The following is a 24,491-nucleotide window of genomic DNA, read 5'->3' on the forward strand; positions in this document are numbered from 1 at the left end:
AGTATGAATGCAGACTTGCTTTATTTTAACAAAAGAGCTGCAATGGTTATTTTTAGGCAAAATTTGAGCATGAAGATTGTTTCATACAATGTAAATGGCATTCGCGCTGCCATCAATAAGGGGTTTGTGGAATGGTTGAAGACGGTAAATCCCGATGTGGTTTGCCTGCAAGAGATTAAGGCGATGAAGGAACAGGTGGACACCTCTGTTTTGGAGGAAGCTGGATATCCTTATCATTATTGGTTCAGTGCGCAGAAAAAAGGATATAGTGGAGTTGCATTGCTTTGCAAAGAACAACCGGACCATGTGGAATACGGCACGGGCATCGACTATATGGATTTTGAGGGGCGAAACATTCGAGCTGATTATGGCGATGTCTCCATTATGAGCATGTACTTACCATCTGGCACCAACTTGGCCCGATTGGACCATAAGCTGACCTATATGGCCGATTTTCAAAAGTATGCTGATGAACTCAGAAAAGAACGCCCAAACCTTGTGGTCTGTGGCGATTACAATATTTGTCACGAAGCCATTGACATCCATGACCCGGTGCGGAACAAAAATGTATCCGGTTTTTTACCTGTGGAACGGGAATGGATAGGGAGCTTTATAAAAAGTGGTTTTATAGACAGTTTCCGGCATTTCAACAAAGAGCCCCACAATTATACGTGGTGGAGCTACAGGGCCAATGCCCGGAACAACAACAAAGGTTGGCGTTTGGATTATGGCATGGTGAACGAGTCTTTGGCAGACCGATTAAAGCGCTCCGTAATTCTTTCGGAGGCCAAGCACAGCGATCATTGTCCCATTTTGTTGGAGTTGGAAAAATAACAATTGCTTTAAAACCCAAAAATTAGGATTGACTACCTTAGTCCTTTAAAAAATTAAGCTTGATGAAATACACGCGAATTCCACATACTGATATCAGAATAAGTAAGATTTGTTTGGGTACCATGACCTGGGGGCGCCAAAACACCCAGGATGAAGGTTTTGAGCAGATGGATTATGCATTGGACCAAGGCGTCAACTTTTTTGATACTGCAGAACTGTATCCCATTCCTGCCAAAAAAGAACTGTATGCTGTTACCGAAGAAATCATAGGAAACTGGTTTGCGAAGACAGGCAATCGAGATAAGGTTGTATTGGCCACAAAAATGGCAGGTCCAGGTGGACCGGCTTCGTTCATCAGGGATGAAGGATTCACCAAAAAGGAAATTATTGAATCTGTGGAAAAGAGTTTAAAGCGACTCCAAACGGATTATCTTGATTTGTACCAACTGCATTGGCCAGAACGGAACACCAATTATTTTGGGCAACGCGGCTATAATGCCCATGCCGTAGATTCGTGGGACGATAACATTCATCAAGTCTTGGAAACTTTTCGGGATTTGATTGCCGAAGGAAAGATTCGGCATTTGGGTCTTTCAAACGAAACACCTTGGGGAACCATGCGATTTTTAGAGGAGAGCAAGGTGCACAGAACCTTACCTCGAGTAAAGACGATTCAAAACCCATATAGTTTATTGAACCGACTTTTTGAAGTGGGACTTTCAGAAATTTCAATGCGGGAGCAGATAGGACTTTTGGCCTATTCACCGCTTGGATTTGGTGTGTTGTCCGGGAAGTATCTGGATGAGATTCCTCCCAGAAAAGGAAGGATTACCCTTTTCCCAAATTATAATCGATACAGTGGTGAAACTGCTGTAGAAGCAACTAAAAAGTATGCGGAATTGGCCCAGAAGCATGGGTTGAGCATGGCGCAAATGGCTTTGGCCTTCGTGAATACCCGTCCGTTTGTAACAAGCAACATTATTGGGGCGACTACCATGGAGCAGCTCAAAGAAAATATTGGCAGTATTGAAGTAAATCTTTCGGATGAGGTGCTGAAGGGTATTGAGGAAATCCACAATGCTATTCCGAATCCGGCGCCATAATTTAACCGAACAGTAACCCAACTACATCTTCAATCTTATTCACTTTCTGAATCTGGATTGCAGAACTTTTTAGTCCTATTTTGTTGCTTTTGGAGATAAAAATAGTTGTAAAACCCAACTTTTCGGCTTCAAGAATACGCTGATCAACCCGTTGTACAGGCCGAATTTCCCCAGCGAGACCCACTTCAGCAGCAAAACAGACCCCTTTTTCAATGGGAATATCGGCATTGCTGGAAAGAATGGCGGCCATAACGGCCAAATCTATGGCCGGGTCATCCACAGAAATCCCTCCAGTAATGTTCAAAAAAACATCCTTGGCAGCCAGCTTAAAACCCGCCCGTTTTTCCAGCACAGCCAGGAGCATGTTCAATCGTTTGGCATTGAATCCCGTAGCGGAACGCTGTGGTGTTCCGTAAACGGCAGTGCTGACCAAAGCTTGGATTTCAATTAGTAAAGGCCGCATACCTTCCACAGTTGCGGCAATGGCCGTACCACTGAGGTCTTCCTCGTTTTTGGAAATGAGCACTTCGGAAGGGTTGTTCACTTCACGAAGTCCGCTGCCCTGCATTTCATAAATGCCCAATTCTGCGGTGGAACCGAAACGATTTTTGAGGGAACGGAGGATACGATACACGTAGTTGCGGTCACCCTCAAACTGAAGTACCGTATCCACCATATGCTCTAATATTTTTGGTCCTGCAATGGTGCCATCTTTGGTAATGTGTCCCACCAAAATTACCGGAGTATGACTTTCCTTTGCAAATTTGATAAGCTCCGCAGCGCATTCCCGAATCTGCGAAATGCTCCCGGCGGCCGATTCAATATAATCGGTGTGCAGGGTTTGGATGGAATCGATTACGACCAGATCCGGTTCCAGCGATGCAATTTGTTGAAAGATGTTCTGGGTTTTGGTTTCGGTGAGAATAAAGCAAGTTTCACTGTTAGGTTGAATGCGGTCTGCTCTCATCTTAATTTGCCGTTGACTTTCCTCGCCCGAAACATACAAAGTTTTAAAAGGCAACTTTAACGCAATCTGAAGCAGCAGCGTACTCTTTCCAATGCCCGGTTCACCGCCCAACAAGGTCAGGGAGCCGGGAACCAATCCACCACCTAAAACCCTATTGAACTCTTGGTCTTTCGTATCCAACCGAAGCTCGCTTTCATGTGTGATTTCGGAAACGCGGAGGGGTTTGTTGGCCTTTTTGTCTGAAACGCTACTGGCTTTCCAACCTCTTTTGTCCTCTTTTTGGACCACTTCTTCCACAATGGTGTTCCATTCCTTACAGGCAGAGCATTGCCCGACCCACTTAGCGTATTGGGTGCCGCAGTTTTGGCAAAAAAAAGCAGTTTTGGTCTTGGCCATTCCAAAGTTATGAGGGGCCTAAAGATATGGATTTTGATTGTTGGATTTATGGATACTTAGCTAGTTGGATTATTGGATTGCACCGCCTAAAGATCCAAAAGTCCAACTTTCCAATAATCTAATATCCAAAGTCTGCTTTGAGGGCATCAATTTTTTCAAGGGCCATATCCTTCGTCAAAAAGTCGATTTCCTCCATTTGAAATGCTTTTTCAAAGGTCTTGTAGGCTTTTTTAGGTTCACCAATTTCCTCGTAGTACTCGCCTTCAAAATAGAAGCCCATCATGGTCTCGGGATATTGTTCCTTGCAGAGTTCTGCCAATGGTTTTAGGGATTCAAAATCGTCCTTTTTTCTACAGGCGGCATAAATGGCCATAACATCATTGAGTTCCACGGGTTTTTCAAAACCGAAAAGTTTTTCGATCAAAGCATACCTATCCTCCAAGTATTTAAAAGCAGGCTCATCAGAAGTAATAATTTCTGTTTTGTACTCTTTTGGCGAAATGGGCCTGAACATGTTGAACACATTATCAAAAGCCTTTCCGACTCCGTAAGCTACAATGGAAACATGATCGGCATTTTCGTACTCATCAAAGAAATAATGTAAGGATTCCTTGGTGATGGATTTGATATTGTGATTCATCTGAAGGATAAGCTGTCTGTCATCCGATGCTTCTTTTTCTACAATGACATTGTAAAAAATCTCTTGGTCCAAAGCGGACAACCGGGCAGGAACCCTATTTTCCATTTCAGGGGCCAAAATAGGAGAGATACTTACATACGAGTTGAAAAGAGATCGGTCTTTGAATAGGTAATAATTACCAAAATTGGCAGTAATGTCGTACCCAACAAACATTTTGAATGGGGCAATATTGTAATTGGTCTCGATATAGGGAATAATTTCGGTTCCCAAAAACTCAAAGAACATTTTTCCTTTGTCTGAAGGAAGTCCGGAATCCTCTTCATAAGCGCAATCTTCCCAACGGATATCGTTTTTGCCTTGATCAATGCCCACAACAATGGCTTGGGGCATGTGCCCTAATCTGCTCTGGAATTTTACATTGGCCACAACAAGGTCAAAGAGGTATTCGGCATCCAAAACAATTAGTAAGGGATATTTTTTCTCATCGGTATAATCTTCGGGAAAATAATAGGAGACGTCCCTTCGTTCCTGAAGTTTGAAGGATTCAAAGATTTCTTTTTTTACCTGTGCTCCAAGATTAAGACATACGAAGCCCATCAAAAGAAACAATAGACATTTTTTCATTGGTTAAGATTTAGTTGGTCGGGGCCTACCTATTTCTATTCAATAACGGTAGGACGATGAAGGATATTGTACCGAAAACCACAACCATTAGGGTCTGTGCAATCCACATGATCCAACCAAAAGCATCGCCAGAAACTGAGCTGATTCCGAAAATACCCAAAGCGGCACTTACGGCAATAGGATAAAGGCCAATGCCACCGTTGGTGGTGGACATGGCAAAGGCGCCTCCCACAAAAGCAACTAGAAGTTCACTCAGGGATAGCGATATAGTTTCGGTGACGGTGTGTTTGATGACCCAAAACATACCGATATAGGCGGCCCAAATAAAGAACGTATGAAAGATAAACGCCCATTTTCTCTTCATTTTGAAGACACTGAGGACGCCATCGAGCAGGCCGTTCAAGAAGGCCTTGAGTTTTTTGGCAAATCCCGATTTGGACTTTCGGATGACAGCAGTGGCTACAAAAAGTCCAACAATGCCAACCAGCAGAATACCAAAGGCACCGATAAGATTGACCCCTTTTTCTTCTAAAAAGGCCAAGATGATATCGGTTTGGAGCAATAGGGTTATAACAATGACCAACAACAACATCAATAGGTCTATCACCCTTTCGGTAACGATGGTGCCGAATCCTTTTTCAAAAGGGACCTTTTCATAGGTGGTCAAAGCGGTGGCCCTTAGAATCTCACCTGATCTTGGAATTCCCAAGTTGGCAAAATAGGAAATAAGGACAATAAAGATATTGTTGATGATTTTGGGGCGATACCCCATGGGTTCCAAAAGATAGTTCCATCGAACGGCACGGGAAATATGGCTTAAAATACCCAAGATTACGGAAACGGTCACCCAAAAAGGGCTTGCATTGGAGATGTAATTGATAATTTGTTGTCGTTCTTCTGGGGTGGTGGAGTTATAGGAATACCAAACCAAAAAGAGCCCAACGGCAATGGGGACAAAAATCTTCAGGAATTTTTTTAGGGATGTGCCCAAAATTAGTTCAAAAGATTGGTGGCTTCGTTGGGGAAGACCAAAGCGGGATTGAATGACTTGGCCTCTTCAATGCTCATCCAGGCATAGGTGATCAGAATCAATACATCGCCCACGGCCACTTTTCTGGCTGCGGCACCATTTAAGGTAAGTTCCCCAGAACCACGAGGGCCGGGAATGGCGTAGGTTTCCAGCCGTTCACCGTTGTTGTTGTTCACAATCTGCACTTTTTCACCCCTAATGATATTGGCGGCATCCATGATGTCTTCATCAATGGTGATGCTGCCGATATAATTAAGGTCGGCTCCTGTTACTTTTACCCTGTGGACTTTAGACTTTACAACTTCTACTTGCATGGTGCAAATGTATCAATTCAATCTTAGATTATCTATGAGGCGAACACCATCGGCATAAACGGCAATGAACGCCCTATATTTTGTGTCATTCTGTTTTTTGAGCATTGGAGTGAGCGTGTCCTCATCTGCAATTTGAAAATATTCCAATTCAAACAACGGATTTTTTTCAAACCCATCCTTTACCCAATCCGTAATATTCTTTGCACTTTCCGTGCCAAATTTTGATTTGGCAGACTGTAGGGTTTCATAAATGAAACTCGCCTCTTCCCTAGTCGTTTTTGAGAGCCTTTCATTACGTGAACTCATGGCCAGGCCGTGGGGTTCCCGCTCTATGGGGCACCCAATGATTTTGCAAGGTAATTTCTTGGAAGCTGCCATCTTGCGAATGATTTGGAGTTGTTGGAAATCCTTTTCCCCAAAATAGGCTCTGTTCGGTAAAACGGTTCTCAGAAAAAGTTCCACAATGGTACCCACACCGTCAAAATGACCGGCTCTAAATTCACCTTCCATCACCTTGTCCAGACCATCGAACTCGTATGTTTTAGATTTAATGTCTTTGCCATAGATTTCATCCACAGAAGGAATAAAAGCAATTATATTTTCTGATACGAGCCCCAAAAGTTTTAGATCCCTTTCAAGATTCCGGGGATATTTTTCAAGATCATCTTTTTTGTCAAATTGGGTTGGGTTCACAAAAATGCTTACCACCACCAAATCATTTTCCAAAAGTGCTTTTTTGACCAAGGAAATATGACCTTCATGAAGTGCGCCCATGGTGGGCACCAGCCCAATGGTACGGTTGTTGTTGCGCTCTTTCTGTAGAAAGAACATGAGTTCTTTTTTATGGTCAAAAATGTGCATTACATAGTTTAAAAGCGTGCAAAAATACTATAAATACTGGTAATCAGCATAATTTTTGTACTTTTGCAGCTACGTTTTTCGGATAAACAAAAGAAAGTGTTTATGAATGGTAAAAAGATATTGTTTGTATCTTCTGAATTAGTTCCTTACCTCCCAGAGAATCCGGTTTCCTTAATGTCGTACGAAGCGCCTCGCATGGTCAATAGCAATGGTGGGCAAATCCGCATTTTTATGCCAAGATATGGAAACATCAATGAAAGGAGACATCAATTGCATGAAGTAATTCGTTTGTCGGGAATGAACTTGGTCATCAATGACATGGATATGCCGTTGATCATCAAGGTTGCATCCATTCCAAGGGAGCGAATTCAGGTATACTTTATAGATAACGAAGAATATTTTAAGCGGAAGGCAACATTTACTGACAAAGAAGGAAATCTATTTCAAGACAATGATGAAAGAGCCATTTTCTTTGCCAAAGGAGTTGTAGAGACGGTTAAAAAGTTGAACTGGTCCCCAGATATCATCCATGTGCACGGCTGGATGGCTTCTTTACTTCCATTATACCTTAGAAAATACTATGCTGACGAACCGTTGTTCGCTGACAGCAAAATAGTGACCTCCATCTATAACAAAAGTTATGAAGGGGAGTTGGATCCAGAGATGATCAATAAAATTGCTTTTGATGGAATTGATAAAGCACACATTTCATCTCTTGAGCACCCCGACTATAATAATTTGTTAAAGGTTGCCGTAGATCATTCCGATGCCATTATTTTAGCCGCGGAAGAGGTGTCAGAGGATTTAAAGAACCACATAGCCAATCTTTCCAAACCGGTGCTGCCTTATGTTTCTCTTCAGGAAGCAGAGGAAGCATACACAAATTTCTATAAAACAGAGGTTTTAAAATAAATTGCATGAAATTTTCCAGGATGATGAAAGTTTCAACCTTGGTTGGAGCTTTATTTTTGATGACTGCTTCTTGTGAAGATGAACTGGACACCATTGGGGAAGGTGTTGTGGGAGGAGAACCCTTTACCACCGGCAAGGCAGAGTATGATGTTTTTGCTTTTAACAAGGGCATTGCTGCTGTGCAGACCAATCGTTTGCCCTTATACCAGTTGGGGACTTACAATGATCCTGTTTATGGAAAGCGAAAGGCAAGTATAATAACCCAAGTGACCCTGCCAAGCTCCGAACCTATTTTTGGAGATTTTTCCCAAACTACGGAGAACAATGCGGACTCCGACGATAATGATTCTACCATTCCCGAAGAAGAAACGGTAAAAGAGGTTTATTTATTTATTCCTTTCCAAACACCGCCATCGGTATCCAACGATAGCGATGGGGATGGTGTGGCGAATGAGTTGGACGACGATCCTTTCGACCCTACCTCAGATTCAGATGGCGATGGTGTAACGGATATTGATGAAAAGAACATTGGCTCGAACCCCCTAGATCCAGATGAAGATGGCTCGGGAGAAGGTTTTGTGGCCAATATTTTTCCCCGAACCTTTGATTTGGACAGTATTTACGGTGATAGGACCCAAACTTTTGATATTACTGTATCAAGATCCACCTATTTTCTAAGGGATTTGGACCCCAACACCAACTTTGAGGAACGGCAGCGTTATTTTTCCAATCAGGATTTTTCAAGTTTTGTTGGCGAGGAACTTACGATTCCCGGTCAAAAAACGGTAACAATTGACAATCAAGAAACCTTGATTTTTGCGGAGGATGACCCTGATACTGATGTGGACGAATCTGAAACTGTGGTGGCAACACGGAGGCCTCCAGGAATTCGTGTACCGTTGAACCCTGATTTCTTTCAAGAGAACATTTTAGATAAAGAAGGGCAACCGGAGTTATTGAGCCAATCCAATTTTGCCAATTTCTTCAGAGGAATACATATTTCTGCTGCCGACACTGATTTAGAGCAATTAATGTTTCTGCTCGATTTGACCGAAGCCAATATTACCATCACATATGAATACGATGATTACAATACCGAGGATGGGGAGGTTGAAACGGCTGAAAGAGACTATACGCTTAATTTATTGGCGGTCAGTAACAATTCATTTGTTGGGAATGCCATCAATATTTTTGAGGAAGATCCCCTAATGCCAGATATTGAGGGAGCGTTGGACAATGGTGAAAATGCATCGCGTATTTACGTTAAAGGAGCAAAGACCCTTGCAGAGATACGCTTGTTTGAAGAGACCTTGAACGGAGGTGGCGCAATAATAAACCAGATTCGGGAAAACAATTGGATTATAAACGAGGCCAACTTGGTGTTTTATGTGGATAGAACTGCATTGGGAAGCGTTGTTGATGAACCGCCCCGTCTTTATCTCTACAATGCTGAAACTAATGCACCTTTGTACAACATTGCCACTGAGAACATAATCAATGAAGGGCCATTGGGGCTCTATCTTAACTACGATGGCATTATTGAAAAAGAAAATGAAAGGGGAGTAAAATATACTATCCGGATAACGGAACATCTTAACAACATAATTGTTAGGGACGCCACAAATGCCAGTTTGGGACTGACCTTAACTTCTAACATTGACTTCGCCACGGTACAGGAAGGCATGGATAGCAGCGGTGATGGAATTGACATACCGATTCGGGCATCTATTAGCCCCTTGGGCACCATACTTTACGGCAGCAATGTTGACGCCGCAAACGAAGACAAGAAATTAAAACTTGAAATTTACTATACCGAAGCGAACTAGGCATTGCTTCTAATGGTTAATTTTACGTTGTTCGTCGTTAAATATATGTCGTTTAGTTGATTTTTGGCACTAAGGTTATAATTTTACGAGCCAAAACCCAGCAACAACCTTTCATTAAATATCTAGATTATGTGTGGAATAGTAGGGTATATAGGTCATAGAGATGCCTATCCCATCATAATAAAAGGTCTTCAAAGGCTTGAATATAGAGGGTATGACAGTGCCGGCATCGTACTTTTCAATGGAGAAGACACAAATTCGTCCAAAACAAAGGGCAAGGTTGAAGACTTAAAGAACAAGGCTGAGAATACAATATCCACTGAAGGAAAATTAGGTCTCGGACATACACGATGGGCAACCCATGGTGTGCCCAATGATGTAAACTCACACCCACATTACTCAAACTCAGGTGATTTGGTCATTATTCACAATGGCATCATAGAAAACTATGAGTCCATTAAAAAAGAGTTGATCAAAAGAGGATATACCTTTCAATCCGATACTGATACAGAAGTATTGGTTAATCTAATCGAAGAGGTCAAGAAAAAGGAGAGCGTAAAACTTGGCAAAGCGGTTCAGATTGCATTGAACCAAGTTGTTGGTGCCTATGCCATTGCGGTTTTTGACCGAAACAAACCTGATGAAATTGTGGTGGCCAAATTAGGTAGCCCATTGGCCATTGGAATTGGTGACAACGAATATTTTATTGCTTCGGACGCCTCCCCGTTTATTGAATTCACCAACAATGCCGTTTATTTGGAGGACGAAGAAATGGCCATTGTTCGTATTGGGAAGGAAATAAAATTGAGAAAAATTAAGGATGATGCCATTGCCTACCCCAATATTCTTGAGCTTCAGTTGAACCTTGAAGAAATTGAAAAAGGGGGATATGAGCATTTTATGCTGAAGGAAATCTATGAGCAGCCAAGGGCCATTTTGGATACCTACAGAGGTCGATTGCTCGCAGACCAAGGCATTATTAAAATGGCAGGAATTGATCAAAATTTGGAGAAATTCCTTAACGCCAATAGAATTATCATAGTTGCCTGCGGAACATCATGGCATGCCGGCCTTGTGGCCGAATATATTTTTGAGGACTTGGCCAGAATCCCTGTTGAAGTGGAGTATGCCTCCGAATTCAGATATAGAAACCCGGTAATCACAGAAAATGATGTGTTGATTGCGATATCCCAATCTGGGGAAACCGCGGATACGCTGGCAGCCATTAAGTTGGCAAAGGAAAGAGGGGCCTTTGTTTTTGGAGTTTGCAATGTTGTGGGGTCATCAATTGCCAGGGAAACAGATGCTGGGGCCTATACCCATGCTGGACCGGAAATTGGAGTAGCTTCAACAAAGGCATTCACAACACAGATTACGGTACTCACCCTTATCGCATTAAAACTGGCCCAAGAAAAAGGAACATTCTCCCAATCAAAATACCACGAGTATCTGACAGAATTGGAGAGTATTCCTTCAAAAGTGGAAAAGACATTACAATCCAATTCAATCGTAGAGCAGATTTCGGAAATATATAAGGATTCCACCAACTGTTTGTATTTAGGAAGGGGCTATAATTTCCCCGTCGCACTGGAAGGTGCTTTAAAGCTGAAGGAAATCAGTTATATCCATGCCGAAGGATATCCTGCCGCTGAAATGAAGCATGGGCCAATCGCTTTGATTGACGAACAAATGCCTGTCATTGTAATAGCCACCAAAAAAGGACATTATGAAAAGGTGGTCAGCAATATCCAGGAAATCAAGTCCAGAAACGGACGAATAATAGCCGTAGTCACTGAAGGCGACGAAACGGTAAAAGAACTGGCGGACCACGTTATTGAAGTCCCTGAAACTTCAGAAGGGTTATCGCCGCTTTTAACCACCATACCACTACAATTGCTGTCGTACCACATCGCTGTAATGCGTGGATGTAATGTGGATCAGCCCAGAAATTTGGCTAAATCAGTTACCGTGGAGTAACTTTTAACATTATTAAATTACTAGAGAAAGGCATCCATTTGGGTGCCTTTTTTATTAAATACATAGATATAGCATCTAAACTTTACGAAAAAAGTATTATGCATGCATAATTTTTTTCATATTTGTGGAAATCAAATAAAAAAAAATGTATCTTCCACCTCCAATGCTTAACAGATACTTAAAACTTATTTAACTCTAATTCAAAGCTGATGAGAAGACTTTTATTCATTGCCCTGATGATGTTTGGAGTTGTGTCCTATGCGCAAACAACCATCCAGGGTAAGGTAGTTGATGATAACAATGAGCCCATACCTGGTGCCAATGTGGTCTTAGTGGGAAAAGCAGAAGGAACCACTACTGACTTTGATGGAAATTTCACCTTCAATACTTCGGAACAGCCCCCATTTCAACTTCGATTTACCAGTATTGGATTTTCAGATTTTGTGGCCAATGTCACTTCTAACAACCAGACACTTACCATAACCTTATCAGAGGCCAATACCTTGCTGGATGAGATTGTGATTTCTGCTTCAAGAACCCCGGAACGTATTTTTGAGTCCCCCGTTTCCGTGGAAAGATTTGGACTCAGGGAAATAAAGAACACTACCGCCGAATCATTTTACGGCGGTCTTCAAAATTTAAAGGGTGTAGATATCAACACCAACAGTTTAACCTTTCAATCCATTAACACAAGAGGTTTTGCCACATTCGCCAATAACCGTTTCTTGCAATTGGTAGATGGAATGGACAACACCGCGCCGGGTCTAAACTTTGTACTCGGTAACTTGGTGGGTATGTCCGAATTGGATGTACAAAGCGTGGAAATACTGCCAGGAGCTTCCTCTGCACTGTATGGAGCGGGGGCCTTCAACGGAATCTTGTTCATGTCGAGTAAAAACCCGTTCGACTTTCAAGGGATAAGTGCCTATGCCAAAGGCGGATATACCGTTCAAGAAGCTGCAGGAAGCCATTTTTATAAGGATTTTGGCATACGTGCCGCACACGCTTTCAATGATAAATTGGCCGTAAAAGCGAATTTATCTGTACTAACCGGTGAGGATTGGCATGCCAACAGAACTATGGATTTAAACAACCCAGGTGCCGACCGTTCCAATCCGGCGTACGACGGATTAAACGTCTATGGAGATGAAGTTTCAACAACCCTGAATTTTGACGCTGCGGCCGGGTTGCCTACCGGAACTGTTGGGTCGGCAGTTGTTTCCAGAACGGGGTATGATGAGGCCGACTTGGCCAATTACAATGCGGAAAGTGTCAAATCCGATTTTGCATTGCACTACAGACCCTTTGGTAATGACTTGGAGGTCATTTTTAACAGTAGAATCGGTAGAGGTACCACCATATATCAGGGTGCCAACCGCTATGCCGTTGCAGGATTTACCATGCAACAGCACAAAGTTGAAATCAAAAACAATAATTTCTTCCTTAGAGGATACATTGTTTCCGAAAATTCAGGAGATGCCTATGATACGCGTTTTGCGGCCATCAATATAAATAGGGCATGGAAGTCGGACACACAATGGTTCACAGATTATGCAAGCACCTATATCCCTACCTACCTTGGAGGGATTCAACAAGGAGGGTTAACCCCTGAACAAGCTTCCACCCAAGCGCACATTGCAGGAAGACAAGCCGCAGACACTGGAAGGTTGGTGCCTGGAACACCAGAATTCCAAAGTGCATTCAATAGGGTAACGAACGATGGAGACCTGACCACGGGAGCAAAGTTTATCGACAGGACCAAATTTCGTCATGTTAACGGTAACTATAATCTGGCCCACTTGATTGATAATTGGGCAGATATACAAATCGGTGGATCGTTTAGGGAATACGAATTAAATTCCAACGGAACCATCTTTACCGATATTGACGGCCCAATTACCTATAACGAATATGGTGCCTATCTACAAGTTCAAAAGAAATTTTTGGATGAACGATTGAAGTTTACAGGTTCTGCTCGTTATGATAAAAACGAATTCTTTGATGGATTTGTTTCTCCAAGACTCTCCTTGGCTTATACCTTGGGTGAAAAAAGAAACCATAACATCCGGGTATCAGTGCAACAAGGTTTTAGAAACCCAACCACACAAGACTTGTTCATTGGTTTGAATGCCGGTCGAGCTATTTTGGTGGGTTCTGCCCCTGCGAATTTGGATCGTGATGTCCGAACGTTTAATGTAAGTCAAGCAGCGCAGGATAATTTGGGTCAGCCAGCCACCGTAGAGATTGTGGGTCGTGAGGCCTATGAAAATGCATATTCTACCGCTTCACTTCAAGCTGGTGCACCTGAAGCTGTTAACACGCCTTTGGTGCAACCTGAAGAAATTACAGCTTATGAGGCTGGGTATCGTGCACAGTTAGGTAGGTTTACCATTGATTTGAGTGGGTATTATAACAGTTACAAGAATTTCTTGGCCAATACCACTACCGCTGTGCCATTTTATGGTGAAGCTGGGGATGGAGGATTGTCTTTATTGGCCATTCAGAATGGAGACTTTCAAGTATATCAAACCTACACCAATTCAGATGAGGACATCAACTCCTACGGGGCAACGGTAGGTGTGGACACCAAATTGGGCAACTTTGATTTAGGGGTCAATTATACCTATGCCGAACTGGATATCGATGAAGGTAGATTGTCTGGGTTCAGAACCAACTTCAACACTCCAAAACATAAGGTCAAGGCGTCATTTGGGAATACGGCGCTTTTTGAGAACTTCGGCTTTAATATAAACTATAGATGGAGCGATACCTATTTCTGGGAAGCTTCCTTTGCAGATGGTCAAATTCCGGCCTTTACGGTGTTGGATGCACAGATAAACTATGCTGTGCCTAGCCTTAAATCCATATTTAAGGTTGGTGGCTCCAATATTTTGGGAGACGAATACTTCACGGCAATAGGTACAGGAAATATAGGATCTATTTACTATGTATCTTGGACTATCAATCCATAATAAAACTAAACAACAAAGTAACAAAGGCACTGATTTTCCCAGTGCCTTTTTTCTTGGTAAAAAAAGAGGAATTTAGTTTCTTATTAAAAAAGGAAAAAGCATATCTTTGCAGCCGGAAAAAAACCAGTTTTTTTCGTGTATTCAATTAAAAATAAACACAGTAATGTCTAAAGTTACAGGTAAGGTTGCCCAGATTATTGGCCCGGTCATTGATGTTGAGTTTGAATCAGGAGTAGAAATTCCAAGAATTTACGATTCCCTTGAAATTGCAAAAGCCGATGGCTCCAAATTGGTATTGGAAGTACAATCCCACGTTGGAGAAAATACGGTACGAACCATTTCCATGGATTCTACTGACGGATTGAGCAGGGGTGTAGACGTAGTTGCTACCGGAAATCCAATTCAAATGCCTATTGGAGAAGAGGTGTATGGACGACTTTTCAATGTAATCGGTGATGCCATTGATGGTATGGAAAACCTTCCTAAAGCTGGAGACAATGGACTTCCTATCCACAGGGAAGCGCCAAAATTTGAAGATCTTTCCACTTCAACAGAAGTGCTTTTTACAGGGATTAAAGTAATCGACCTTATAGAGCCTTACGCAAAAGGTGGTAAAATTGGATTGTTCGGTGGTGCTGGTGTAGGAAAGACCGTATTGATTCAGGAATTGATTAACAACATCGCTAAAGGACACGGTGGACTGTCAGTATTTGCCGGTGTAGGTGAACGTACCCGTGAAGGAAACGATTTGCTTCGTGAGATGTTGGAGTCTGGTATTATTAAATATGGAGACGATTTCTTGCATTCTATGGAAGAAGGCGGTTGGGATTTGTCCAAAGTGGACAAAAAAGCGATGAGGGAATCAAAGGCTACTTTCGTGTTCGGTCAGATGAATGAACCTCCCGGTGCTCGTGCCCGAGTGGCATTGTCTGGATTGACCATTGCCGAATATTTCCGTGATGGAGCAGGTGACGGACAAGGAAAAGACGTACTTTTCTTTGTAGACAACATCTTCCGATTTACACAAGCAGGTTCTGAGGTATCCGCGCTTTTGGGTCGTATGCCTTCTGCGGTAGGTTACCAACCAACTTTGGCAACCGAGATGGGGGCCATGCAGGAACGAATTACATCAACCAAAAGAGGTTCCATTACATCTGTACAGGCGGTTTACGTTCCTGCGGATGACTTAACGGATCCTGCACCAGCGACAACATTTGCCCACTTGGATGCCACTACTGTACTTTCACGTAAAATTGCTGAGTTGGGTATTTATCCTGCGGTGGATCCTTTGGATTCTACTTCTAGGATTTTGACTCCCGAAATTTTGGGTAAAGAACATTACGCATGTGCACAACGCGTAAAAGAGTTGTTGCAACGTTATAAGGAGCTTCAAGATATCATCGCCATCTTGGGTATGGAAGAACTTTCAGAAGAAGATAAATTGGCGGTAGGTAGAGCAAGACGTGTACAACGTTTCTTATCCCAACCCTTCCACGTTGCTGAGCAGTTTACCGGTATCCCAGGAGTTCTGGTAGATATTAAGGACACCATCAAAGGATTCAACATGATTATGGACGGTGAATTAGATCACTTGCCAGAATCTGCCTTTAACCTTAAAGGAACCATAGAAGAGGCCATTGAAGCTGGAGAGAAAATGCTCGCTGAGGCATAGCCGAAGCGAGTGCTGAGCGAAGTCGAAGCATCATTAATTACAAAAGATTCCCGTTTTCACGGGAATGACTAGAGAAAATATGTATTTAGAAATAGTATCACCGGAAGCCACTCTGTTCGCAGGAGAAGTAACCTCGGTTACCGTGCCTGGCGTAAACGGGGAGTTTCAAATGTTGGAAAACCACGCACCCATAGTTTCTTTGCTTCAAGAAGGCAAAGTAAAAGTGAAAGGTAATCTTGCAATTGAGGAAGCTTTTCAAAGCAAATTTTCCAAAGGAAACGATGGAGAAACCATACTTTCCATTACGAGCGGTACCGTGGAGATGAAAGACAATAAAGTGATTGTCTTGGCCGACTAAAATAAATGAATTCATACTAAAAAAGCCGCTCAATTTGAGCGGCTTTTTTTATTCCAAAATAATAAGGTGCCAATTCTTTCCTCCGGATTTATACACTTTTAAGGTTTTAAATCCCACAGCAGCATGTGCTGTAAGCGACCTTTTGTTTTTTCCATCTACTTCCGTAATAATAGCGTCGAAACCTTCGGGCAATCGGTTTTTCATGGTTAGGTATAGGTTTCTAAAAATACCCTTGCCCCTATGACTCTTGGCCACGCAAATCTGGCCCATAACTATATAATTGTTTTTTTCGGGCATCACCTTGTTGATTTCGGCGAACATGGGTCGTAATACTTCAATGGAATCGCCAAAAATGGGGTGCATGCATAGTGCATAACCAACCACATCCCCATTTTCAACCGCAATGATGTGGCCACATTCGTCGTTCATGGCTTTTAGGATTTCTAGGGAATGTTCTACGGTTACAAAACCTTCTTTCTCCTGTTCTTCGTGCGATAGACTCTTGATGAGGTTTTTTTGCTGTAGCGATAGAATTTGTTCCAATTCTTGATCGCTGGAGGCTTGTTTGTAGTAAATCATCCAGAAGTATTGAGACTTAGGTATTTTTAGCAAGGTTTCTGAAGAACCAAGATACGGTTTAAAAACAGTAAGTGCTACATTTGCGATATGGAGAAATTGCCCAGAAAATTACGGCAGAAACTATCTGCACGATTGGTGAACGATGCCTTACGAAGCCTATCATCTGTTGAGGGATTGGTAGATTTTTCCTCTAACGATTATTTGGGCTTTGCCCGAAACCAAGACCTGTCCAAAGAAATTTCCAATTTTCTGACAATCAAGCCTCAAAAAAGTGGGGCCACGGGCTCAAGATTGCTCTCGGGAAACCATTCTTTATATGTTGAATTGGAAAATTTTTTGAAAAAGCACCACAAATCGGAATCAGCGTTGGTATTTAATTCTGGCTATGATGCCAATGTTGGATTTTTCTCTTCCGTGCCACAGCGTGGAGATATTGTTCTATATGATGAACTGGTGCATGCTAGCATTCGGGATGGGATACAAATGGGACATGCCAAGAGCTACAAATTTGCCCATAATAACATTGGTGATTTACGCCGTCACATTGAGCGGAGTCGAAATGTAGAGGGCGAATCCGAAATTTACGTTGTTACAGAGTCGGTTTTTTCCATGGATGGTGATTCTCCAGATTTGCAAGCTTTGGCTAATTTTTGTTCGGATAATGGTTGCCATTTGATTGTTGACGAGGCCCACGCCACTGGAATTTTTGGGGAAGGAAGGGACTTGACATGTCAATTGGGGCTGGAGGAACAGGTTTTTGCCCGAATCATTACGTTTGGAAAAGCTTTGGGGTGCCACGGAGCGGCTGTTTTGGGAAGCGAAGCGTTAAAAAACTATCTGGTCAATTTTGCTAGAAGCTTAATGTATACCACCGCTTTGCCTCCCCACACAATTGCAAACCTTCTGGTTTCGTACCAATATCTAAAAGATGTAGGAAGTGAAAAATGCCAGCAACTTCAACAGAATATTGACTATTTCAAACAACAAGTGGAAGAATTGGGAATAGCAGCTATATATATCAAAAGTGACTCCGCGATCCAATGTGCCATAATTTCAGGGAATTCTAAAGTGAAATCAATTTCAGCCCAATTACAGCTTGAAGGCTTTGATGTTAGGCCTATTCTTTCCCCAACGGTAAAAGAAGGGAAGGAACGCTTGCGATTTTGTTTACATGCCTTCAATACACAAGAGGAAATTTCACGAGTTTTGAATACGCTAAAAAATGAATTTCAGTGAAAAAGGAATTTTACACGCTTGACTCATTTTTTCTGGAGTCCGACGCCCAAATCGCCAAAGCAAAGCTTGAGTCTGAGGGTATACCGGCTTTTATTTGGGAAGAAAATCTTAATTACCATACCGCCACAAGCTACTCAAGGATTCGGCTCCAAGTCTATCTGTCTCAAAAGGATGAAGCACTACGCGTATATGAGGAGGTTAAAAACTATGCGAGGGACAAGCATGGCAACCTGATTGTTTGCCCTAATTGCAAAGCCACAAAATCAGAGACCTATTATTCTAGAAAAGGACTTTTCTTCAAATTGTTTCCATTTTTTGAATCGACTAAATACAGATGCATGCAATGCAATTTTATCACAAGACCGATATTATGAAGCTATTTGTAACTGGAATTTCAACTGAAGTAGGAAAAACGGTGGCTTCTGCCATTGTGGTGGAAGCGCTCCACGCCGATTATTGGAAGCCTGTCCAAGCTGGGGATTTGGGCAATTCGGATAGCCATAAAATTGAAAGCTATATTTCTAACACCAAAACCGTAATCCACCCCAATAGTTATGCGTTGCAAACCCCAATGAGCCCGCACGCCGCTGCTGATATTGACGGAATAACCATTGACTTGGAAAAAATTGTTCCCCCAGAAACGAATAACCATTTGGTCATTGAAGGGGCAGGTGGGTTGTTGGTGCCCTTAAATGATACCGATACTATTTTTGATCTTATCCAACCCAATTACAAAGTAATTGTGGTCTCCCGGCATTATCTGGGAAGCATTAACCACACCCTTTTGACTTTGGAGAAGCTCAGGGAAAAGGATGTAAAAGTGGGAATTATTTTTAGTGGTGACGAACACCCAACCACCGAGGAAATCATCTTAAAAAAATCTGGAGTTACTTTTTTGGGAAGAATCAATGAGGAGCCGAATTTCAACAAGGAAGTAATCCGAAAATATGCGGAGCAATTAAAACTTGCTTTGGAATCATTCTAGTCGTTGGTAAATCAGCCCCCTTCCTACAGTACCCACCAAAGCATAATGTTCCATCAGATAGGCATCGATATAGGCATTGTACTCTAGTAGTTTCTTATCAAAAATTTCCTTGTTTTTTCTAGCCACCAAGGTCTTGGGCCGAATCACTTCCATAATATACCGCAATTCTTCCATTCCCGTTTTCCTTGGATTTTGCATGTAAGGGAAAAGCTCTTCACGGGTAATATTGCTAGGGTGCGTAGCGGCTTTGGTTGGAGGGCTTTCATTCAGTAGCCAATACCCAATATGGTACTCCGTAAAAAAAATGTTTTCAGTTTCCAGATTATGGGAAGTGATATAGTTGGGGACATCAATGCCCTCTCCATTAAAAAAGGAACCCTTTTGCGCTTTGTTGGAAATAATATTGGCGTATTCCAGATAGGATTCCATCGGAATTAATAGGAGCAATACTATAATCACGGGCCTCCACTTTTTCGTTAAGACAGGGATTTTAGAAATTCCCATTCCAATGGGTATCAAAATAAAAGGATACAGCTGAATCAAGTAATGTCCATTTACTTTTCCCGCTTGCATGAACGATAGTAAAACCCCAACTACAATGAAAGTTAAGATTTGCAGTTCCCCGTTTTTCCAATCAATTATTTTGGTCATAAACCCAGTGATGAGCAATCCCAAAATCACAATTAGAAATGGCAAAGTTTTGATTGGCGAATGAAACTTCCCTGTTGAATAAGCCAGTGGTGCTTTAAAAATAGATTCCCACCACAATGCGGTACTGTTCTGTAGATAATAGGGCAATGCCGTTAATGCAATGGTAAGTACAAATCCTACCCCCATAAAAATTAAATTCTTAAGGTTGGCCCCGATTTGCTTTTTATGGAATCCTTCCCATAAAAAATAAATGCCCAAAAACAATACAGGGTAAACCATGTTCAGCTTGGTCATGACCGAAAGTCCAAAAAGAAGACCTGCAGTAAAAAACCATTTGGCATCATGCTTCCAAAACAAAATAAAGAGTCCCACTATAAAGAAGAAGGTGCAGATATGTTCGGACATTACGCCTTGCAAACTCCCAAAAAGACTTTGAAAAAAGACACAGAATACTGAAGTCCAGAACGCTACTTTTTTACAGGTTATTTTGGATGCAATTCCGAACGTAAACAAGGCAGTCAATGCTACGAGCAAAGTCCCGAACAACCGTATGGCAATGAAACTTTTTCCGAATAATTTTATGACGAGGGCAAAGAAGAAAAACGTAACCGGAGGTTTTAAATCCCAAAGCTGGGTGTAGGGCAAATGGCCATCCACCCAAGACTGCCCCATAATAATAAAGGTACTTTCGTCCCGATCTATATAATCCCGGAAGAAAAAAGGAAAACGAATAAAAAGGGCCGCCAAAAATAAAATCAAGAAAACCGCCTTCCAGTCAAAGCCTTCATATCTTGGAGAAGTAAGAGATCTGATTTTAGTAAACACGTTCCGGATTAAGTTTTTTGGCTATTAATTGTCATCTTTGCAATATAGATAAATTAAGGGTTTTGCGTAAGACAGTAGCGTTGGAAAAATTATCGGATAGGGACAAAAAACACCTTTGGCACCCGTTGACCCAGCACAAGGTGAGTCCAGATATGTTGGGTATTGCAAAAGCTAAGGGAGCCTTACTTTTTGATGAGGATGGAAAGGAGTATGTGGATGGCATTTCATCCTGGTACACCTGTATGTACGGACATTGCAATCCCTATATTTTGAAAAAGGTTTCGGATCAAATGCAACATTTGGACCAAGTGGTGTTCAGTGGGTTTACACATGAACCTGCGGTTCGGTTGTCCGAGGAACTCATAAAAATTCTACCCAAAAACCAAGAGAAACTTTTCTTTTCAGACAATGGTTCTACGGCCACGGAGGTTGGCATAAAAATGGCTTTGCAGTACCATCATAATAAAGGCGAAAAACGAAATGCTTTATTGGCTTTTGAGGAAGGATTCCACGGAGACACCTTTGGAGCGATGTCGGTTTCAGGACTTTCGGTCTACAATGGCCCGTTTGCTGATTTCTTTATTGAGGTGGAGCGGATTCCTGTGCCCACAGAAACAAATATCAATCAGATTTTGATGTTTCTTGAAAGGCGCTTGGAAAAGAACAATATTGCTGGATTTATTTATGAACCTTTGGTTCAAGGTGCGGCAGCCATGAAAATACACGATTCAGATGGCTTGGATAAAATTCTCGCATTTTTAAAGGAACACGGTGTACTCCTGATAGCCGATGAAGTAATGACCGGATTTGGCAAAACAGGAAAAAATTTCGCATCAGACTATGTGCAGACCAAGCCAGACATCATGTGTCTATCGAAAGCGTTGACAGCTGGCCTGATTCCCATGGGACTTACTACTTGCACAGAAGAAGTTTATATGGCCTTTTATAGTGATGATATAGCCAAAGGCTTGTTCCATGGGCATACGTATACCGCCAATCCGTTGGCGTGCACAGCGGCCTTGGCAGCACTGGAACTCCTCCAAACGGATGAAATACAGACCGGAATTCAAAATAGTATTAAATGGCATCAAAAATTTGATGCGGAAATAAAAAACCACCCCAAAGTAGCCAACACCCGTCAGTTGGGGGTCATTTATGCTTTGGATTTAAAGGTGCAAATGGAGCGTTATGGCAACTTGCGAAACAAACTCTTCAATCATTTTATGGAGCAAGGGGTGTTCCTGAGACCTTTGGGACATACCATCTATATTTTGGCGCCTTTTGTCACAACCAAGGAGCAAATGCAAAGGATTTATGGGGCTATCAAGTCGGCCTTGGATTTGGTATAAATTGAATTTATGTTGAAAGAACCCATTTCCATTACCGCATTGTCATCCATCTCTTCATTGGGAGATGGTACAGAAGAAGTTTGGAATTCCTATTTGGATAAAAGCCACCATTTTACAAAAACTGAAGTTGGAAAACAACACGTCTGGGCATCTTCACTATCAGAAGAAATCAAAAAATCAATTGAAACACTTCGGCAATCCGACCTTAAGTACAAGGATTTGGATGACTCCGTTTTGTTTGCGATTTACGTGTCCCGCAAGGTGATTGAAAAAGCCGGGTGGAAATCAGGCTCCAATTTTGGGGTGAATATTGGATCATCTCGGGGAGCTACGTCCCTTTTTGAAAAGTACCATCACGAGTTTTTGGAACAAGGGAAATCATCCACCCTCACATCACCAACTACCACCTTGGGTAATATTTCGTCTTGGGTGGCGCACGACTTAAAATCAAAAGGACCTGAAATATCACACTCCATTACCTGTTCCACTGCGCTGCATGGATTGTTAAATGCTGTGGCTTGGATTCAAAGTGGATTGACAGACCAATTTTTGGTCGGCGGAAGCGAAGCGCCACTGACACCGTTTACCATTGCACAAATGCAGGCCTTGAAAATCTATTCCCGGGTGTCACCTCGAGCGCAGTCGAGAGGTCTTTATCCTTGCAAAGCCATGGATTTGGAAAAGAACCAAAATACCATGGTTTTAGGTGAAGCCGCGGGATTGGCTTGTTTGGAAAAAGGAATAAAAACCGATGCTTTGGCTTTGGTTGCGGGTATAGGTTATGCAACAGAACCTTTGGAGCACAGTGTATCAATTTCCACGGATGCCCAATGTTTTCAAGATTCCATGAAAATGGCCCTTAAAAGTGCTGGGGTAAATCAGGTAGATGCCATTGTTATGCACGCCCCAGGAACCATTAAAGGTGATTTGACCGAGTTCAATGCCATCAAAAAAGTATTTGGCACCAACGTACCTTTCTTGACCACCAACAAATGGAAAGTGGGCCACACCTTTGGTGCATCAGGCTTATTGAGCTTGGAATTGGCTGTTTTAATGTTGCAACATCAACACTACATTCCAACACCATTTTATCAAAATAAGGGAGAACAAAATAAAGTGGAAACGGTACTGGTAAATGCTGTGGGCTTTGGCGGAAATGCCGTGACTATTCTGCTAAAATCTCCAAAGTAATACAAAAAGACTATTTCTAAATCTGTCCATTCTTGGTTTTAATACTAAAGAATGCCTTATTTTTGAATCAGATTCCGAGTATTATGAGTAGTACAAAACATAACTGGACCAAGAAAGAAATTCTGGAAATTTACAACAAACCATTGATGGAATTGCTGTATGAAGCGGCTACCGTTCACAGGCAATATCATGATCCGAACACGGTTCAGGTTTCAACCTTACTTTCCATAAAAACCGGAGGATGCCCAGAAGATTGTGGGTATTGTCCACAAGCTGCGCGCTACCACACGGATATTGAGGGCAATGATTTAATGACCGTTCAGCAAGTAAAGGCCCAAGCCTTGCGTGCCAAGGCTTCTGGAAGTTCCCGTGTCTGCATGGGAGCTGCTTGGAGAAATGTAAAGGATGGCCCTGAGTTTGATCAGGTGTTGGACATGGTCCGTACCATCAATAAACTGGATATGGAAGTGTGCTGTACCTTGGGGATGGTTACCGAGAATCAGGCCAAACGTTTGGCCGAAGCTGGATTATATGCCTATAACCATAATTTGGATACTTCAGAGGAATATTACAAAGAGGTCATTTCTACTCGTGGCTATGAAGACCGACTTCAGACCATTGAGAATGTTCGGAAGACCAACGTAACCGTTTGCAGTGGTGGAATTATTGGAATGGGTGAATCTGAGGAAGACCGCGCGGGAATGTTGGTGGCACTTTCCACCTTAAATCCGCAACCGGAGTCGGTGCCGATAAACGCTTTGGTGGCGGTTGAGGGCACACCTATGGAGGAACAAAAACCTGTGGAAATCTGGGAAATGATCCGCATGGTGGCCACCACTCGAATTGTGATGCCAAAAACCCAAGTTCGCTTATCCGCGGGAAGGACAGAAATGAGTAGAGAGGGCCAAGCCATGTGCTTTTTTGCTGGCGCGAATTCCATTTTTGCTGGCGATAAATTATTGACGACTCCCAATCCGGATGTAAACGAGGATATGGCCATGTTTAAACAATTGGGCTTGAATCCGCAGAAAGCCTTTGTAAAAGCGCCACAACCACAGACTGTTGAAGCCGTCGAGTCACAATTTCAGCCTTTGGGAGAAAAACCCAAATGGTCCAGACCAGGACATACCATCGACCGAAATGAAGCGGCCAAGCAAAAAAAAGGGTTGGTCTCCAAGGAATAAGGTTT

General features: G+C 42.3%; 20 protein-coding genes. 13 read left to right on the forward strand and 7 right to left on the reverse strand.

Annotation, left to right across the window (positions count from 1 at the left end; genetic code table 11):
- The first annotated feature begins 69 nt into the window (after positions 1 to 69).
- Both ACFOWS_RS12095 and ACFOWS_RS12100 read left to right on the forward strand, forming a co-directional pair.
- On the forward strand, positions 70 to 834 hold the full coding sequence (locus ACFOWS_RS12095; protein WP_379764875.1) for an exodeoxyribonuclease III: 765 nt from the start codon (positions 70 to 72) through the stop codon (positions 832 to 834).
- 62 nt (positions 835 to 896) lie between these two features.
- On the forward strand, positions 897 to 1,937 hold the full coding sequence (locus tag ACFOWS_RS12100; protein WP_379764877.1) for an aldo/keto reductase: 1,041 nt from the start codon (positions 897 to 899) through the stop codon (positions 1,935 to 1,937).
- Position 1,938: 1 nt separating this feature from the next.
- Here ACFOWS_RS12100 and radA read toward each other — a convergent pair whose 3' ends face one another.
- From radA to panC, 5 genes are all read right to left on the reverse strand, one after another.
- Positions 1,939 to 3,300, reverse strand: coding sequence for a DNA repair protein RadA (gene radA, locus ACFOWS_RS12105; RefSeq protein WP_379764879.1), 1,362 nt, complete (start codon positions 3,298 to 3,300; stop codon positions 1,939 to 1,941).
- Positions 3,301 to 3,418: 118 nt separating this feature from the next.
- Entirely contained in the window at positions 3,419 to 4,564 is a 1,146-nt protein-coding gene (locus ACFOWS_RS12110) for an alpha/beta hydrolase (protein WP_379764881.1), read from the reverse strand.
- A gap of 25 nt (positions 4,565 to 4,589) precedes the next feature.
- Positions 4,590 to 5,555 (reverse strand): lysylphosphatidylglycerol synthase transmembrane domain-containing protein, encoded by a 966-nt coding sequence (locus tag ACFOWS_RS12115; protein ID WP_379764883.1) that lies wholly within the window; start codon positions 5,553 to 5,555, stop codon positions 4,590 to 4,592.
- A gap of 2 nt (positions 5,556 to 5,557) precedes the next feature.
- Positions 5,558 to 5,908 (reverse strand): aspartate 1-decarboxylase, encoded by a 351-nt coding sequence (panD, locus tag ACFOWS_RS12120; RefSeq protein ID WP_036380451.1) that lies wholly within the window; start codon positions 5,906 to 5,908, stop codon positions 5,558 to 5,560.
- Between the two features lie 12 nt (positions 5,909 to 5,920).
- Positions 5,921 to 6,769 carry a pantoate--beta-alanine ligase gene (panC, locus tag ACFOWS_RS12125; RefSeq protein WP_379764886.1) on the reverse strand — a complete coding sequence of 283 codons (849 nt, stop codon included), beginning with the start codon at positions 6,767 to 6,769 and terminating at the stop codon, positions 5,921 to 5,923.
- 102 nt (positions 6,770 to 6,871) lie between these two features.
- On the opposite strand from panC, the gene ACFOWS_RS12130 reads away from it, so the two are divergent.
- From ACFOWS_RS12130 to ACFOWS_RS12155, 6 genes are all read left to right on the forward strand, one after another.
- Positions 6,872 to 7,681: a glycogen/starch synthase gene (locus ACFOWS_RS12130; protein WP_366585480.1), complete on the forward strand. Its 810-nt coding sequence runs from the start codon at positions 6,872 to 6,874 to the stop codon at positions 7,679 to 7,681.
- 5 nt (positions 7,682 to 7,686) lie between these two features.
- On the forward strand, positions 7,687 to 9,507 hold the full coding sequence (locus ACFOWS_RS12135) for a DUF4270 family protein (protein WP_379764888.1): 1,821 nt from the start codon (positions 7,687 to 7,689) through the stop codon (positions 9,505 to 9,507).
- Positions 9,508 to 9,636: 129 nt separating this feature from the next.
- The gene (gene glmS, locus ACFOWS_RS12140) at positions 9,637 to 11,484 is read left to right on the forward strand and encodes a glutamine--fructose-6-phosphate transaminase (isomerizing) (protein ID WP_379764890.1); all 1,848 of its coding nucleotides are present in this window, start codon (positions 9,637 to 9,639) and stop codon (positions 11,482 to 11,484) included.
- Between the two features lie 209 nt (positions 11,485 to 11,693).
- Positions 11,694 to 14,456 (forward strand): TonB-dependent receptor, encoded by a 2,763-nt coding sequence (locus ACFOWS_RS12145; RefSeq protein ID WP_379764892.1) that lies wholly within the window; start codon positions 11,694 to 11,696, stop codon positions 14,454 to 14,456.
- A 163-nt stretch (positions 14,457 to 14,619) separates the two neighbouring features.
- Positions 14,620 to 16,128: a F0F1 ATP synthase subunit beta gene (atpD, locus tag ACFOWS_RS12150; RefSeq protein WP_379764894.1), complete on the forward strand. Its 1,509-nt coding sequence runs from the start codon at positions 14,620 to 14,622 to the stop codon at positions 16,126 to 16,128.
- A gap of 79 nt (positions 16,129 to 16,207) precedes the next feature.
- Positions 16,208 to 16,486 (forward strand): F0F1 ATP synthase subunit epsilon, encoded by a 279-nt coding sequence (locus ACFOWS_RS12155; RefSeq protein WP_379764896.1) that lies wholly within the window; start codon positions 16,208 to 16,210, stop codon positions 16,484 to 16,486.
- A gap of 48 nt (positions 16,487 to 16,534) precedes the next feature.
- Here ACFOWS_RS12155 and ACFOWS_RS12160 read toward each other — a convergent pair whose 3' ends face one another.
- On the reverse strand, positions 16,535 to 17,065 hold the full coding sequence (locus ACFOWS_RS12160; RefSeq protein ID WP_379764898.1) for a GNAT family N-acetyltransferase: 531 nt from the start codon (positions 17,063 to 17,065) through the stop codon (positions 16,535 to 16,537).
- Positions 17,066 to 17,152: 87 nt separating this feature from the next.
- Between ACFOWS_RS12160 and ACFOWS_RS12165 the strand changes: the two genes are divergently transcribed.
- Together ACFOWS_RS12165 and bioD are read left to right on the forward strand one after the other, a co-directional pair.
- The gene (locus ACFOWS_RS12165) at positions 17,153 to 18,301 is read left to right on the forward strand and encodes an aminotransferase class I/II-fold pyridoxal phosphate-dependent enzyme (protein WP_379764900.1); all 1,149 of its coding nucleotides are present in this window, start codon (positions 17,153 to 17,155) and stop codon (positions 18,299 to 18,301) included.
- A gap of 370 nt (positions 18,302 to 18,671) precedes the next feature.
- A complete protein-coding gene (gene bioD / locus ACFOWS_RS12170) occupies positions 18,672 to 19,286 on the forward strand; it encodes a dethiobiotin synthase (protein ID WP_379764902.1) in 615 nt (204 codons plus the stop codon).
- Here the strand turns inward: bioD and ACFOWS_RS12175 are convergent.
- A complete protein-coding gene (locus tag ACFOWS_RS12175; RefSeq protein WP_379764904.1) occupies positions 19,278 to 20,762 on the reverse strand; it encodes an ArnT family glycosyltransferase in 1,485 nt (494 codons plus the stop codon). The two genes, bioD and ACFOWS_RS12175, sit on opposite strands and share 9 nt — an antisense overlap.
- Before the next feature lie 62 nt (positions 20,763 to 20,824).
- Between ACFOWS_RS12175 and bioA the strand changes: the two genes are divergently transcribed.
- The 3 genes from bioA (at position 20,825) to bioB (ending at position 24,486) form a co-directional block, all read left to right on the forward strand.
- Entirely contained in the window at positions 20,825 to 22,111 is a 1,287-nt protein-coding gene (gene bioA / locus ACFOWS_RS12180) for an adenosylmethionine--8-amino-7-oxononanoate transaminase (RefSeq protein ID WP_379764906.1), read from the forward strand.
- 9 nt (positions 22,112 to 22,120) lie between these two features.
- Positions 22,121 to 23,302, forward strand: coding sequence for a beta-ketoacyl synthase N-terminal-like domain-containing protein (locus tag ACFOWS_RS12185; RefSeq protein ID WP_379764908.1), 1,182 nt, complete (start codon positions 22,121 to 22,123; stop codon positions 23,300 to 23,302).
- 83 nt (positions 23,303 to 23,385) lie between these two features.
- Positions 23,386 to 24,486 carry a biotin synthase BioB gene (bioB, locus tag ACFOWS_RS12190; protein WP_379764910.1) on the forward strand — a complete coding sequence of 367 codons (1,101 nt, stop codon included), beginning with the start codon at positions 23,386 to 23,388 and terminating at the stop codon, positions 24,484 to 24,486.
- Positions 24,487 to 24,491 lie beyond the last annotated feature (5 nt).

The organism is Flagellimonas marina (genome assembly GCF_042651185.1).
Taxonomy (GTDB): domain Bacteria; phylum Bacteroidota; class Bacteroidia; order Flavobacteriales; family Flavobacteriaceae; genus Flagellimonas; species Flagellimonas marina.